At 58.5% G+C, this 14,799-nt stretch carries 17 protein-coding genes; 5 read left to right on the plus strand and 12 right to left on the minus strand.

Translation table 11 applies throughout. The features are described 5' to 3' along the window. Nucleotides 1-118: 118 nt before the first annotated feature. Both GDA65_11035 and GDA65_11040 read right to left on the minus strand, forming a co-directional pair. On the minus strand, nucleotides 119-1,330 hold the full coding sequence (locus GDA65_11035) for a DUF1501 domain-containing protein (protein ID MBA5863227.1): 1,212 nt from the start codon (nucleotides 1,328-1,330) through the stop codon (nucleotides 119-121). A 6-nt stretch (nucleotides 1,331-1,336) separates the two neighbouring features. Then, nucleotides 1,337-2,659: a DUF1800 family protein gene (locus GDA65_11040; protein ID MBA5863228.1), complete on the minus strand. Its 1,323-nt coding sequence runs from the start codon at nucleotides 2,657-2,659 to the stop codon at nucleotides 1,337-1,339. Between the two features lie 139 nt (nucleotides 2,660-2,798). Between GDA65_11040 and GDA65_11045 the strand changes: the two genes are divergently transcribed. Continuing rightward, entirely contained in the window at nucleotides 2,799-3,230 is a 432-nt protein-coding gene (locus GDA65_11045) for a hypothetical protein (GenBank protein MBA5863229.1), read from the plus strand. Nucleotides 3,231-3,291: 61 nt separating this feature from the next. Here the strand turns inward: GDA65_11045 and GDA65_11050 are convergent, their stop codons facing one another. The 6 genes from GDA65_11050 to GDA65_11075 all read right to left on the minus strand — a co-directional run bounded on the left by GDA65_11050 (nucleotide 3,292) and on the right by GDA65_11075 (nucleotide 9,994). Continuing rightward, the gene (locus tag GDA65_11050; GenBank protein MBA5863230.1) at nucleotides 3,292-3,720 is read right to left on the minus strand and encodes a hypothetical protein; all 429 of its coding nucleotides are present in this window, start codon (nucleotides 3,718-3,720) and stop codon (nucleotides 3,292-3,294) included. 19 nt (nucleotides 3,721-3,739) lie between these two features. Then, complete coding sequence (locus GDA65_11055) at nucleotides 3,740-4,846, minus strand: DNA topoisomerase IV subunit A (GenBank protein MBA5863231.1); 1,107 nt, start codon at nucleotides 4,844-4,846, stop codon at nucleotides 3,740-3,742. A gap of 8 nt (nucleotides 4,847-4,854) precedes the next feature. Beyond that, complete coding sequence (locus tag GDA65_11060; protein ID MBA5863232.1) at nucleotides 4,855-6,825, minus strand: DNA topoisomerase VI subunit B; 1,971 nt, start codon at nucleotides 6,823-6,825, stop codon at nucleotides 4,855-4,857. Nucleotides 6,826-7,379: 554 nt separating this feature from the next. Further along, nucleotides 7,380-7,853, minus strand: a complete 474-nt coding sequence (locus GDA65_11065) for a hypothetical protein (protein ID MBA5863233.1) — start codon at nucleotides 7,851-7,853, stop codon at nucleotides 7,380-7,382. Then, a complete protein-coding gene (locus GDA65_11070) occupies nucleotides 7,850-9,601 on the minus strand; it encodes a PAS domain S-box protein (GenBank protein MBA5863234.1) in 1,752 nt (583 codons plus the stop codon). The genes GDA65_11065 and GDA65_11070 overlap by 4 nt, the downstream gene beginning before the upstream one ends. A 189-nt stretch (nucleotides 9,602-9,790) precedes the next feature. Continuing rightward, a complete protein-coding gene (locus tag GDA65_11075) occupies nucleotides 9,791-9,994 on the minus strand; it encodes a dodecin domain-containing protein (GenBank protein ID MBA5863235.1) in 204 nt (67 codons plus the stop codon). 253 nt (nucleotides 9,995-10,247) lie between these two features. Here GDA65_11075 and GDA65_11080 point away from each other — a divergent pair, with 253 nt between their 5' ends. Next, nucleotides 10,248-10,958 carry a hypothetical protein gene (locus GDA65_11080; protein ID MBA5863236.1) on the plus strand — a complete coding sequence of 237 codons (711 nt, stop codon included), beginning with the start codon at nucleotides 10,248-10,250 and terminating at the stop codon, nucleotides 10,956-10,958. 27 nt (nucleotides 10,959-10,985) lie between these two features. Here the strand turns inward: GDA65_11080 and GDA65_11085 are convergent, their stop codons facing one another. From GDA65_11085 to bamE, 4 genes are all read right to left on the minus strand, one after another. Continuing rightward, a complete protein-coding gene (locus GDA65_11085) occupies nucleotides 10,986-11,588 on the minus strand; it encodes a hypothetical protein (protein MBA5863237.1) in 603 nt (200 codons plus the stop codon). A 3-nt stretch (nucleotides 11,589-11,591) separates the two neighbouring features. Then, nucleotides 11,592-12,029, minus strand: a complete 438-nt coding sequence (locus GDA65_11090; protein MBA5863238.1) for a hypothetical protein — start codon at nucleotides 12,027-12,029, stop codon at nucleotides 11,592-11,594. A 12-nt stretch (nucleotides 12,030-12,041) separates the two neighbouring features. Continuing rightward, nucleotides 12,042-12,572, minus strand: coding sequence for a hypothetical protein (locus GDA65_11095; GenBank protein MBA5863239.1), 531 nt, complete (start codon nucleotides 12,570-12,572; stop codon nucleotides 12,042-12,044). A 61-nt stretch (nucleotides 12,573-12,633) separates the two neighbouring features. Beyond that, nucleotides 12,634-13,035, minus strand: a complete 402-nt coding sequence (gene bamE, locus GDA65_11100; protein ID MBA5863240.1) for an outer membrane protein assembly factor BamE — start codon at nucleotides 13,033-13,035, stop codon at nucleotides 12,634-12,636. 183 nt (nucleotides 13,036-13,218) lie between these two features. On the opposite strand from bamE, the gene GDA65_11105 reads away from it, so the two are divergent. The 3 genes from GDA65_11105 (at nucleotide 13,219) to GDA65_11115 (ending at nucleotide 14,686) form a co-directional block, all read left to right on the plus strand. After that, nucleotides 13,219-13,731: a hypothetical protein gene (locus GDA65_11105; protein ID MBA5863241.1), complete on the plus strand. Its 513-nt coding sequence runs from the start codon at nucleotides 13,219-13,221 to the stop codon at nucleotides 13,729-13,731. Between the two features lie 176 nt (nucleotides 13,732-13,907). Further along, nucleotides 13,908-14,348 (plus strand): hypothetical protein, encoded by a 441-nt coding sequence (locus GDA65_11110; protein MBA5863242.1) that lies wholly within the window; start codon nucleotides 13,908-13,910, stop codon nucleotides 14,346-14,348. Then, a complete protein-coding gene (locus tag GDA65_11115) occupies nucleotides 14,345-14,686 on the plus strand; it encodes a hypothetical protein (protein ID MBA5863243.1) in 342 nt (113 codons plus the stop codon). The genes GDA65_11110 and GDA65_11115 overlap by 4 nt, the downstream gene beginning before the upstream one ends. Nucleotides 14,687-14,799: the final 113 nt, after the last annotated feature.

A 14,799-nucleotide genomic window follows, 5' to 3' on the forward strand; every position in this document is an offset into this window, starting at 1 on the left:
TTCGATGCACTCCCTGCCGGGAAGGATGCCGAAACGATAAGACGGCGGGGACCTGCTTCTTGGTTTTCGGAACCGGAATTCACGGCATGGGTGAAAGAGAAGACTTATACGGGACACATCAGCGAAGGCACTCGATCGGAGGCTGTTGCTGGCCACCGAATAGCAGTGGTGACATCCCCCACCACTGCTCGACCACCGTCGCATACAGGCTCCGAAAATCCACAGTATGCGTTAGGTCGCTGTCCTGTAACTCCGTGAGGGAGGGAGGCGTCCCGTAGAGGCCCCCTTTCACCCTGCCTCCCATGAGGAGATGCGGTGCAGCGGTGCCGTGATCGGTTCCATGGCTGGCATTTTCAGCAACTCGACGCCCAAACTCCGAATAGGTCATGACCAGCACATCCCGCCAAAGGCCCTGTTGCTCCATCGCCGCACGAAAGGCCACCAGCCCCTGAGCTAGTTCCTCCAGTAGCCGATGGTGAATTGCCGACTGGCCGGCATGGGTATCAAAACTCCCATGGGTGATCTTGATCACCGCAACCGGAACTTTCGCGGTGATTAACCTGGCCGCCAGTTCCACCTGTTTTCCGAACCGATGGACAGGAAACTCCTGTTCGACGAGCGGAACCTGTTGAATACGACCCTGCAGGTCATTGGCGGCTTGCGAGATGTCCCGGCGCACCTCCAGAATGTGCGCGAGGGAGCGATTCCTCGCCGGGAGCGAGACCGGTTTGACCGATCCGGCCTGGCGCAGAAACTGAATGGGATCGTGAAGCGCAATAGTTCGACCCTTTCCGCCACTTAACGGACCGGCATCCCCCTTGCCCAGCACAATTCCTTCCGCCATAAACCGCGCGGGCAATGGCGAGCGTTCGAACAGCCCTGACAGCCATCCTTGATCCAAGACCTGTTCACTATCCGAGGCTGTGTCCCAAATCTCGATCGAACGGAAATGCGATCGGTTCGGCCGGGGATACCCCACACCCTGCACCCAGGCCAACTCCTCTCCACCCCACAACGGCATCAGCGGAGCCAAGGCGGGGTGCAAACCAACCTTGGGTGTGAGCTGGCGGACCTGGTCACGACGAATGGCCAGTTGCGGACGCGCGCGATAGTAGGCCGCATCCTCATAAGGAACGAGGGTGTTCAGCCCGTCGTTTCCACCATGCAGCTCTACCAGCAGCAAGATCCGGTCGCGAGCAGAAGCCACACCGGGAGCATCCCTCGATTCACCCGCCCCTGCTCGTGCCACCGAGGCAAGCCGCCAGAGCAACAGCGGGAGTATCAGTCCGGCTTTCAGGAGGGCGCGGCGGTTCAGTCCATTCGTCGCCATGAGGCCTCACTTTAATTGATAGACCGGATCCAACACCAGTTGATGGATGACCTGACCACGATCCACATCCTGCGTGACCGGCTGCACTGGTTCAAACGGAAGCAGAGTGGCCTGCACCAGATCGAGAGATTCGGTGTGAAGCCAGTTCATGCCTTGCGCCTGCTTCATCTCGTCCATGCCCTGGGGGTGGCCCCGTTCATGGCCGCGAATCATCCGGTGCAGGACCTGGTTCCGGTCCAGTAACGTCGACGTGGTAATCCAGCGCGTCCCACCCGGCCAGCCTTTGACGTTGGGCGGATCAAACAGATCCTGGCCGATCCGGCGAGCGACACCGATCAGATGCATCGAGTCCTCTATCGGAAGATTGAAGAGCCTGGTGGTACCCACCAGCAGTTCCACCGGTGACTTGATCAGGACACCGCGATTCTCCGGCGCCCAGAACTGTGGCGTCAGGAACAGGTCGCGCAACAGTGTGCCTATCTCGTAGTTGCTTCGCCTGAACGCCTCGGCGAGGCGCGCCAATTCATCCTGCTCCGGTTCATCAGACACAAACTCTCTCCAGAGTTTCCCCGCGAGGTAGCGGGCGACTTGCGGCTGTTCCAGCGTCAGCGACAACACGTCGTCGCCCTCAAAACGACCGGTCTTGCCGAAGAGAATTTTCTGCCCATCGTCAAAATGTCGCAAATCGATACGAAATGCCCCGGTGCGCAGATCGAGATGCCATCCGGCAAAAGCGCGCGCCGCTTCCTTAATGTCCTGTTCGTGATACTGCCCTTCACCGAGCGTGAACAACTCAAAGAGTTCTCGGGCAAAGTTTTCGTTCGGATGTTCCTTGCGGTTCGTCTGTGTATCCAGATAGAGCAGCATGGCGGGATTCTTCGCCATGGCATGGAGCAACATCCGAAAAGACCCCATCGCATAAAGCCGCAAGAGCACGTTTTGCTGATGCAGGAAGGCGGGCCATCTAACCTTGTGCAAACTCGAGGTGAAGTGGTTATGCCAGAAAAGGGTCATCCGCTCCAACAGCGGACTGGGTGTCGTGATGAGCTCGCGATACCACCAGGCCTTCAACTCCTGGCCTTGAGCTTTCAATTGCTCTTGGAACAGGGTTCGCTCCCGCTCGTTCCACCGCGAACGGGCGCGGTGCAAGGGAGGCAACTGATGGATCCACGCAGGCGGCGGAGTGCGAGGCCGGTTCGCAGGAATCGCCAGCACCTGGGCAACCGCAGCCCGGCGATCCAACATCATGAACCGGCGGATTTCGTCGGGATTTCCGCCGAAACCAGTGCGGGACAGGAAATGCCGGGCTTCGTCGAAGGTCAGCGTCATGGGCTGTGTTCACGCAATGCCGTGATGGTTATTCAGGACAACGAGCGGTTGGTCGAGCGGTTGACAGGTACTTCTACTCTTCCCGCACCTAGTAACAATCCTAGTAGCGCGGGCCCGCGCGGTTTCTGTAGGATCGCGCATGCGTTACGCGCTCTCATTGCTGCTTGTTCTGCTCACGCTCGGCTTCAGCACCGCCTGCAGTACGCCCTCCACTAACCGAATTACCGGGGCTGTGCGTTATTTCAATATCCGCTCGGAAATCGCGCCGCGTCACTTGATCGCGCAGATCGGCGATGAAATCCGATGGCAGAATCTGAACCCCCACCCGGTCACATTACGGATGCTTGAAAACAGCGACCCGGCGTTGCTCGCGTGCGACAAGGGATTCACGCAATTTGGAGTCATGCAAGACACCGTAACGATCGCGCCATTACAATCCGTCAGCCTCTGTTTTTTGAAACCCGGCACCATCCGGTTCAATGTCTGGCTCGATGCCGACAACCCCCAGGGCGCCATGACCCCGACCGGCACCATCCGCATCGAACCGTCGTCATCCCGACGTAATTCCTGAGGCCGTTTTCACGCCGCCAGCACGTCGGAACCGTTCCTTCTCTCCGATTCGTTCGGTACTCTCAGCAGGGAATATTGATGGCGGGATCGCAGAAAAGCGGCGGGATCACCGTCGGCCGCATGTAGCGCGCAGCCGGATCTTGAGACCCTGTGGGGCCATTCAGCGCCGGTCCGCCGGTCATGCCGGGCAGGCCTTGACCGATCGTGCCAAACGACTTGCCCCGGCTTGAGGGAATGGTATTGCTTTGCGGGGCGCTGGCGCCAGAGGCCGTCGATGAAATCGCGGACTGCTGCGCGAGAGGATTGGGAATTGGAATGGTTCCCGGGGCCTGCAGATTTTGTCCCGGCTGATTCTGTTGGGGTGACTGATTGGAGGGAGGCGATATCATCTGCGCCGTGACGAAAGCTGGCGCGAGCAACAACAACGCGTAAAGCCCGGCACTCGTCGCACCGGCCTGCATCGACCACGTTCCCCGTTTGTGCTGCGTCACGTCGCTCTCCCAGGACCCGTTAGTCGAGCCAATCCTTTTCCTTCAGCTTACGCGGAAGATACTTCTTGGTTAAATACTGGAAATCTTTATTGGCTAGCGCGTCCAATTCGTACTTGAGCCCGCTCGAAAGCATGCGTTTGATTTCCTGCTGCCAGGCCGGCTTTTGGAACCACTGATAGTTCAAAAGTTCCTTGGCCCGGGTGATGTCCTTGTCGTTCAGCTTGATGCCCACATTGCGCGGCAACTCGTATCGTTCTGGATCGGCGCTGGACAACCCGATGAATTTCGCTTTGGGGATGGCCATGCGCTGGCTCTCGAACGCGAGATTGATCGAACCCTGTTTGACAACAGAGTAGATATAGTATCCCCATGGATCGTTATCGACTAGTACGTATACCGGCAATTTGTGTTCTTCGTGAAGGCGGCGCGCGAGCCGCCGCACCCCGCGCGGCGGCTGCCCGTTTCCCGTCAGCAATACACAATTGTATCGCCGCCAGAACTTGTCTTCCGACAGGCGGTTCCACTGCGTGCCTTTTTCGACCAGCAGGAGAAAATCCGCCGTACAGCGGCGGATCTCCAGATACTCCGGCTCGACGATCGAGGGCACGGAATATCCGCCCTTGCCCAATTTGGCGCAATCCACCCGGTCGCCGTCATCGCCGAAGACCACCGGCCCGACGATGCTGCCGCTGTTTTCCGCCCGCACATGGAGTTCTTCCCGCAAGGCAATGAGCGACACTTCAAGATCCTCGATGATCGGATCGGACTCATCCTGCGTATCGAACGTGTTCTCATGCGAATCTTGAATCGTATGTTTCGTACGATAGTAGATTTCCCTCAACGAGGTGGTCAGATCGGCTTGCTGCAGCTCAGCCAGCGCGTCGGCCACCAGCATCGTCTGCATGAACTTCTTCGCCATGCCGACGTTGAAAAACGTGCGGGCTTGTTTCTTCTCCCCCATTTCGATCAATCCCTTACGAGGATTGAACGACACGTTCGATAAGGCCCGAATGGGGATCTCAAACGTCGGATCTTTCGACCGTTGCGCCGCCGAGATGACGACATCGGCCATGCCGACGAGTTTTTTTGCCACCACACCGTTCTTCTTCGGTTTTGCCTGTGCCATGCGCTGTCCTATTTCCTTTTGCGAGTGGCTGTCGCCGCTTTGGGTGGTGTTTTACGAGTCGGCGCCTTGGTCCCGGCAGCCGGCTTGGCGAACAATTCCTGCTGCCCGGCTGTGCGTTTCTCCTTCGAGGGAGGCAGACGTTTTTTCCGTGCAGCCACGGTGGCCGCTGCCTTCTGCCTTTTTGCGGGAGCCTTCGTTGAAGGAGCCGTTTCAGGAGAAGCTGACTGCACAGGACCCGCGCCCGGCACGGGAACATTCTCAGCGACCTCAGTCTCTCCCTCAACGCCTTCCGCTGTGACGATGATGGAATGGGGCAGACCTTCAGGCCCGGCGCCGGTTTTCCCGAGCGCTTCATCCGTCTTGAGACCGCCCGTCCGTGAACTGGCGATCTTGTGCAACTGTTCCTTCAATTTTTCAGTGGAAAGGTTTCCGCCCTTCAACCGATTGCACGCGGCCACCACCTCTTCAATATACAGTTCGAAAATGTTCCGCCGCCGGAATTCGCTGGCGGCCCGTTCCCGCCTGCGGAGAAAAATTCCCAGCCGCCGCCCGGCTTCGCGCAGGGCCAGGGTGATTTCCTTCTGGATTTCATCGTAATCCGCAATAGCTTCCTTCGACTCGCTGGTAAACGGCACCCACACGGACGCCATGTGCACAAATATCACCATCGGTCCGGCAGGCAAGGCGCCACGCGACTGGCTGACACCGTAATTGCGCCAGGTGGTACTGAGGACGGCTTTGAAGGTTGCGCAGGCTGATTGTTGATAGAGCAAGGGCACCCGATTGGCGTACCGGATCACTCGCGCCTGTTCGCTATCATTGCCCTGGTCTTCTCCTTCCGCCAGAGGCACCGCCGCTTGCTGCGGCTTCGAGACTTCTTCCGGCCCCTTCCCGAATGCCAGTCCCGCTTCGATGACAAAGGGATACCCACGATAGACGGCTGGTGGGCGGCTGACTGCCGTATAAAATTCGCCCTTGATCTGTTTGTAGAGGCCCGAAAGAATCGCCTTTTCGCCGATCGGGGAAATGCAATTGGTCGGCGGCGCCATGATCTTGGTTGTCTGGATGGTTTTGTAGAGCGTTTCGGCCGCATGAGGCTTGACATCGCGAGGTCTGGTAGCGGGCGACAGTTTCGCCGCCTTACAAATCTCATCGGCCAGGGCGGGAGACACACGGCAAAAGTCGCTGGCGAGAAACGAGGCGACCGTGTGACTTTTCGTATCCTGCAGCATCTTGAGCAAGGCCCCGAACTCGATGCCGTACGGATGCGGCTTGATCTCCTTTGGCGACGGCGGCAACTCGTGATAGGAGCGCGGGTAATTTTTCTGCTCGCCTTCCGGCGTATGATACGTCAGTCGCACGTGCGGATTGGCAATCGATGTCTGCTCCAGCCATTCATCCACCGACGCGCGGCCTTTCTGGTAACGTCCTTCGACTTCCAGCACCACCTCAGTGCCTTGGGACTGCGCCCAATCGATCTGTTTGTTCTCGTGCACCAGCGGCTCGTTCTTTTTCGTGTCGATTTGCACTTCGAAATAGTGCGCCGCCGCCCGTGGTCCCGTCCTGGAAATCACCTTCACCGGCTTGCCGGTCGTGAGTTGGCCGTACATACCGGCCGCAGAAATGCCGATGCCCTGTTGCCCCCGGCTCATCCGCATGCGATGAAACTTGGAACCGTACAATAACTTCGCAAATACCCGCGGAATTTGCTGGCGCACAATGCCCGGTCCGTTGTCGGTGACGGTGATGCGAAAACGCGTCGCCTGACTCGGCGCAACCGGTGACGCTCCAGTCATCACCACTTCGAGTCTGACGGTCACGTCGGGAAGGATGCCCGCTTCTTCGCACGCATCCAGCGAGTTGTCGACCGCTTCCTTCACGCAGGTCAGCAACGCCTTCCGTGGATTATCGAACCCCAACAGATGCCGATTCTTCGTGAAGAACTCAGAGACGGAAATTTCGCGCTGCCGCGCGCCCATTTCCACCGCCGTGACCGCAGGCGAGGATTTTTGCGCGGCAGCAGTTTTTTTTCGTGAGGCAGCCGTTTCAGATGCGGCGGATTCGGATGGAGGCTCGGGCGTGGAAGCGTCGGCACGTGGCGCTGATGTCTTGGTGGCCATTCAACCTCTCAAGCAAGTGATTCACAGGAACGGCGCGGCACAGTCACTGGGCGTGATACGTATCCTCCTCGTCGTTTACAGGGAACGCTGCGGAGAGTCAAGCCTTGAGGGGATTCCGGCCGTCCGCGCCTGATTGCAATATGTCGCGGACCTGGCACATTGAAGCGATATCGGGAGATTGCGAGGAGCCGTGAGGAGGAATGTTTGGGTGGGAGGAGGACGCACCTACCGAGGAGAGGTAGATACGGCGGAGATCTCGGGAGGACTTCAGGCTTCCCGGTACAAGCCGGGCATGCACACCATCCTCAACGCTCAATCCCCTTTTTGTACATATTCCCCCGGGGCGTTAACTCCCCCCACCCAGATACGATAGGCCTCTCCGCACCGGTCAGTCAAGAGCAGGCGTTGGCCATCTATTGGCCGCTCACCTGCGTCTGTCGGCGGGTCACTGTCAGGCGGTGGAGCCAGCTCAGATCGATGCGCACTTCCGTGCCAATGGGGCAAAAGACCGGCGCAGAGGTATTGTTACTTTCGACCCGCGCCTTCAGCGCGCCATGTTCGACCTCAATCTCCAACACACCCACATGCTCGTGCAGATCGACCACACACGTGGCGCTGCCTGCCGCGCGATCGGCGGGAATGGTCCGGGCCACAACCGGCTCTTGCAAAGTGATGAGATCATGCGGCCGGAACAGCGGCCGATCGTTCATCTCGACAATCGCCATGATGACGGCTCCGGCGACGATCGCCGCCGCTCCAGCAAGGATGGCGTTGGCGCGCTCGGGATAGTGAATTCTGATCCACCGAATCGCCGTCAGGACGCCGATTGCCAGCAGCAGTGCGACGAAAGCCAGCACCAGAACAATGAACGCAAAGCGAAGATTCATCCCGGGCCGCCCAGGGGAGTGATAGACAGGACCACCTGCGCTCCATTCGCCGTCATCAGCATCGTCGCGCTGATTGAGAGAGGAACCTCTGCGCCGTTCTTATGCAGACCGACACATTCACGGCTTGGTAATACCGATCCCCCGTCCGTCGAAACACAGCGGCCGGATCCCAGATCGAATTTCCCACGACTGAACAACTCAGGAATCAGCCGTTCGAGTGATTGCCCCGGTAGATCGCCAGTCGCGTAACCAAACAGCTTGGCGATCTGTGCATTCGCGGCGAGAATGTTTCCGTCGCCGTCCACCATGACGATACCATTGCCGGCCGCCTCCATCACGATCCGCACGAGGTCCTGATTTTCGTGAAGGATTGCCTCATGCCGCTTTTGGTCCGTGATGTCCTGGGCAAAAACCAACACGCCAAGCACATTCCCCCGCGGATCGAGGTACGGCACTTTATCTGTTTGTATCCATCGTTTCTCACCTCCCCCTCGCTGATAAGGCTCGATGATACCGAGCTTTGGCCGACCCGACACGATGACTTCCAAATCGTCCTGATGATACCGTTCGGCTTCCTCTGGATAGAACTCATCGGTCGATCGCCCTTCGATGTCCGCCACGGTTTTCCCGATGGACTCGGCTGCTCGCCGGTTCGCCCGGAGAATGCGATTGTGGGAGTCCTTGTACCACACCATAGCGGGAATCAGATCCAACAACGCCTGTTGCTCAATTTGCTGTTGGCGGAGACGCGCCTCCGCCTCTTTCCGCTCCGTGATGTCCCGCACGATACCGCAGTGCACACGGGTGCCGCTGGAGATCCAACTGCTGAGCGACATCTCAATGGGAAATTCCCGGCCATCTTTATGCAGCCCGTGCATAGTCACGACGGTCCCTTTCAGGCGCACATCGCCCGTGGTACGCACCCGATCCAATGCCCGTTGGTGCTTGTCGCGGTACCGTTCGGGCATGATCTTGGTCAGAGATTGTTCCAGGACCTCCGCCGCCGGATAACCGAATAGGCGCTCCGCCGCACTATTCCATGACAAAATGCGCCCCGCGCCGTCCGCGAGGACAATGGCGTCCGGAGCGATCTGCACCACTTCGCGAAACCGCTCCTCGCTGGCCGTGAGCGCCTGCTTCGCCGACGCCGCTTCCAGAGATAAATGCTTGACCCCGACGGCCCGTTTGATCAGCGCTTTCAGTTCCTCGCCGTCATAGGGTTTGGTGAGATACCCGAATGCGCCCTCCGTCAGTGACGCGTGTTTCTTGACAACCTCCACAAACGCCGTCAGCATGATCACCGGCAGCGCCGGGTCGAGCCCTTTCAATAGGGTGAGGACCGAGAGGCCATCCATATCGGGCAACATCAAGTCCAGCAGCACTGCCGAGACAGATTCTGCCTTGACCTTGCTCAGCGCTTCCGCGCCTGTCATGGCAACCTGAACCTGGTACCCGGAATGCTCCAGGAGATCCTTCAAGACAAGCGCAATGTCGGGATCATCGTCCACGATGAGAATCGTGGGAGGAGGCGCCTTCACGGCATTGGGCTGGGTTGTCAACATGGCGGTCAAGGAATCCAGGAAGTCCTCGTACGACCGTTCCGCCGCACCGGTTGGCATTGTCCTCTTTTTGACGACAAGAATCCAGCGAGCTGCTTGCCGCTTTGGCTGCCTCAGGCTATCTCCGGTCGCACGCTTGTTTTCCGCACCTCGCAGATGATGGTCGCGACAGACGAAGCCACCCGGCATCGCCCTATTTTTTCCGATACACGTTCAGACCGATTTTTTCCTCGCGCCCGGGAATGGTGACATTGCCCTCGGTGGAGGCGATGATGGTGGTCTTTCCCGAAGCCGACGGGCCGAACTCCTTCGACAGATCCACCTTGATAGTTAACCAGGCCCCCTCGACGGTCAGTTCGACATTTTTCATGATGCTCCTTATTCTTTCAGCACGAACGTCACTTTTAACGCCACGCGATACTGCGTGATCTTCCCGTCCTCGATATCGACCTTTTGATCCTCGATCCACGCGCTCTTCACATGTTGCAGCGTCTTGTTGGCGCGGGCAATGCCCAGATGAATGGCATCGTCAAAACTCTTGGGGGACGCGGCAATGATTTCCGTCACACGGGCGACAGACATGATGGCCTCCCTGGTTATAGAGTCGATCGATCGTGGCCACACCAGGCTAGGCCGACGGGAAACCGCTGTCAAGCAGGCGCTCTCCTGGCCACTGGCCCGGGCAGCACCTCGAATCGCCCGAAGATTTTCTCCTTTGATTGTCCTGAAAATCCTGCCGCCGCACCTCCTGCGTAAACATATCGGTTGACAGGCGTCGTATCCGGGGGATACGGTGCAGCCGTTCGCGCTCGTGGTTCAGTATGGGATACCATCCATGCCGACCGAGATCGAGATCCAAATTACGCCCCTCTTCTCCACACCTCTGCTGGTCTTCACGCCCGCTGACCATACACGGATCAACGCCAGGCTCTCTCCCCTGATTCTTGAACGGGAGGCGTCCGTTCCGACCCATCAAGATACCGAAGTGGTCGGCTGGTCTTCCCCTCACGATCTCTCCATGCTCGAGTGGGCCGGCGAACCGTTACGCGAGTTGTTCGCGCCGGTTCTGGAAGTGGCGAAACAAGTCACTACCTTTTCCCAGCGCTGCGGACAGGGCCATGGTCGACCGGACTGGGATGTGGTGGAAGTCTGGGCCAATGTGCAGAGGAACGGCGGCGCCAATGCGGCCCATTCCCACCCCGGCAGTTTTTGGGCCGGTGTGTACTACGTGGATGCAGGCGAGGTTTCTGCCGCCAAAGAAAAGGGGGGAGAGTTACAGATTTACGATCCTCGCGGCTGTTTGCCCCGCATGCTGGCGCCGTATCTTCAGTACAGCATGAGCGAATTGCATGATGCGGGAACCAGCATCTCTTATGCGCCGGCATCGGGACAATGCCTGCTTTTTCCCGGATGGCTGTTTCATGCCGTGAACACGTACCATGGAACGGCGCCTCGAATCAGCGTGGCATTCAATCTTGATCCGGTCCTCCCGTCCGCCATGATGAACGGCGCCCATAAACATCCGGTGACTGAATCCCGCCGCTGATAATTTCTTGCCGGTCTCACCATCCTGCTAAGGCAACGCAGTCGCCTGAATGAACAGAGCTTGTTCCAATGTGCGAAAAAATTGCTGGTAGGGATCGGGAGACTCGATAGCCTTCAAATAATATTGCGCACTGGCCCGCACGACCAATTGCCGGTCTCCTCGCGGCCGAACGGTGACCGTGAGGCGAACCAGATTGCTCCGGTGGTAAAAAGGTCCCCAGCTGCGGAAATGCCGAGTCTGAATCAACAACCCGTCGTCCCGATAGAGATGGTACGAAGCATCACTCAATCGAGACGGTTCGTAATCATCAAACTTTTTTCCCGAGACGATTCCCAACGTTTCGTCCAGCACTTCAACGGCAAACCCCAGATCCTGACAGGTTGAGACCACGGCCTGGATGGTTTTATGTCGATCCGCCTGATCGAAGACCCGGCTTTGCGCCGCCCGCACTTTGACCTGGCTCGCCTCCGATAGCCAAATCTGGTCGCGCGATTCCCATTGGTTTTCATGCCGCCACTCATAGGGCGAACATCCGCCCGCAAGGGCCGCCAGAAGCACGAGAGAACTGGCGATCGCTCGGCCGCTCGACCCTCCGGATGGGGACAGGACTATACGACGGAAAGCGGCCACCGGCTAGTCCTTCACCAAAAATAACGACCGCTCCACGGCCGCAAAAAAGTTCTGATACACCTTCGGATCCTCGATGGGCTTACTGTTATAGATGGCATTGGCCCGGATCATCGTCCTACCGGCTTCTTGCGGTCGAACCGTGACTGTCACGCCAAGCACATCATAATAGTTGGGTTCGGCAAAACGCGCCGCCGTGACCAGCCCGAGCGGCGCATTGGCGCGTTCGATGATAAATCCCAAATCCTGCAAGGCCGCGATCACGCCGCGCATTGCCACAGTGGCATCGTTGACCTCGAAGGTGCGGCTCTGCGCACTTCGGATCTTCATTTGCGCATCGGTCGGCGCGAACAATTCTTGCCGCGGCTCCGGAGCAACGCAGCCCTGCACCATAACCGTTCCCGCCATGATCGCCGCCGCCCCGATGACATATGTCCGATTCATGTGCCCTCGCAGTTAAATCGAATGCGGCTCCAAGAACACGGCCTTGGAAAGCCTCGCGAAAAATTGCTGGTAAATCTCGGGATCCCGAATCATTTCCATTTTCTGTTCGCCGGGGGGAATATAATTACGGTCGGCCTGCCCATCCCCCTTCCATACCACCCGATAGAACATGATCCGGACTTCCTGTCGCGCCTGATCCTGGCTGGCGGGACGCGTCACAATCGTCGCCGCAATTTTTTGATGCAAATCGACGGGCATCACCAGATGCCCGAGCGACAGGAGCCAGATAAAAAAGCGGTTGCGATACTGGCCATATTCACGGGCGCTGCGCTCTTTTGCCGCCCGCAGCAGTCCCACCTCCCGCACGCTTTCTTCTATCTGGAATCCCAGATCTTGCAGCGCGGCGGCCGAAGCCGACAACAATTCGTTATCCGCCCCGGTCTCGAACAGACGGGTTTGCATCGCCCTGTTGGCGCTGCTCTCCGGGGAGAGTTCAAAAAACTGCGCCGGCTGCATCCGCTTTGCGCAGCCGCCAAAGAGCATCGGCCAGGCCAGTGCAAAGATGACAAGGGCCCACCTACGTCCCGCCACCGGGCCGGGCCACTCAAAATTGGGTGGAGTTATAGGCAAAGTCCCTGACCTTTTTCTCTTCGTCATACTTGATGATGATGGTCAGCGTGCGCTGGCGCTGGGAGCTGGAGCGGTCGCTGGAGTTCGTGCCCAAAATAATGAGCCCGGCATAGGATGAGCTGGACGTGTCGACTCGATCCGTCGACACCTTGTCATAGATCCACACCTCCCGCCGCTTGTCGTCGGTGGTGACAATGTTCGGGGAGCCCAGGAGCTCCGCCACCTGCGCGGCCGACATTCCAACTTTCACTTCGCCCTGTACCCGCCCGACGGTCAAGCGGTCTTCTTTGATTTCGGCCTGCTTCCCGCCGCAACCGGTCATGCCGATCACGGCACACATTCCTACCAGCGCCAACATCCAATGCTTGTGTCTCATGGTCTGCGTCTCCCTTTCTCGCGTCACCGTAGTCGCACTTGCCTGCGCCCCATCTTATCCTGCGCCTATCCCCGACGCAAAGCATGATCCGGCACAATTCTCGTGGGAGCGGCCTGTCCGCATTGTCAGATGACTGGACAATGGACCAGAGGCAGCTACAATGACCGTACTGGAGGGTGATCTATGCCGATCCCGGATGCCATGCCGACCCAAGAGGTACAGAACGCCTGCGATACACTCATCGCGCAGGTACGTACGGCCATACTCTTGACCCTCAAACAGGGCCATCCGTTCGGGTCACATGTCCCTTATCTCATCGGAGGCGATTGGTCCCGCGTCTATCTCCATCTAAGCCGCCTGGCATTGCACACCCAGCACATGCTCCAGGATCCCCGCGTCAGTCTGTTTATCGGCGAACCTGATGGAGCGGGGAAGAACCCATCCGCCTTACAACGCCTCAACCTGCAAGGCGCAGGAGCGATTCTCGCTCCGTCCCACGAATCGTATGACCGGGTAAGGCAGCGCTACCTGACACAATTCCCGCAATCACGGATGCTGTTCGGATTCGGCGACTTCGCTATTTGGGAACTCCGTATGAATGAGGCCCACCTGGTGCTCGGATTCGGCCATGCCTATCACGCTCACTTGGCCAGTCCGTCAGAGTGGCAACACCAGAAGCCCGACAAGAAATCCTGAGCCGTCACATCCGGCCCCTCTCTTCCCTCGCCTCCCCTCGTTGCTAGGCTGACCCTCCGGCGTGCATTCGCCCCTCGAAAGCACTATCCACTCGGCCGAAGGACCGATGGTGCGCTCCACTTCCTGCACAGTACTCTGCGCAGGGTCACGTGGACTCACCGGAGAGTTTCCCTCACATGGTTTTGGCGGCCTTCGTCATCGCGTGCTACATGCTGTTATTGAGTGGCCTTGCGGTGGCCGCACCGGGCATCGGATTGGGTGGTTCTCTTATTGAGCTCGTGCCGGGGAACTGGCGCGACGGAGCTCATGTGCCTGCCTATGGATTGTTAGCCTGGTTAGTGATGTGGGGATTACTTCGCCGGGGCTGGCCGGTCATCCATGCGGCCTGCATCGGAATCCTGGCGACCGGCGTCTTCGGCCTCTGGACAGAAGTGGCTCAGGGCGCGGCCCCCGGACGAGAAGCATCCCTCCACGATGTGGGGAACGACCTACTGGGGGGCATGATAGCCGCTGCGCTGATGTTGTGGCAGGAAAGAGCACTCACGAGATCGAAACGCTGTATGATGCTACCGGAAACAAACCGTGATCACCTGATGAAAGGAACAGGGTCGAGATGAACGCTTCGTATCGCGAACGTGGAACCAGACGTCTCCCCGTGCAATATCCGATTTATTACTCGAATGGCGCTTTTCAAACGATTGGCGTGACCGAGGACTTCAACATCGAAGGGGGCCGCGTTCGCGGCAGAGAAGCCGTGACAGTCGGTATGGAGTTGGTGGTCATTGTGATTCAGGCGATCCCCGAAACCCCCATGCTGATCCGGCGGGCGACCGTACGCTGGTCAAAAGGTCGTGACTTCGGCATCGCCCTGTCCGGCGTTCCCCCGCAATCGGAAGCTGAACTCAAAGCCATGGCGAAGGTGATGTTGCCGGGCCTCTGGTCCTGCCTGAACTGAACACTATTTCCGCTGTGACTGATCCAACGGATGCCGCGGACCGGCAAAAAATATCTCCATCAACCCGAAGAACATCATGAGGAGCGCGCCGAGTCCGATGGCGACAGCCCAAT

This window comes from Nitrospira sp. CR1.1, assembly GCA_014055465.1.
In the GTDB taxonomy this organism is placed as follows: Bacteria; Nitrospirota; Nitrospiria; order Nitrospirales; family Nitrospiraceae; genus Nitrospira_A.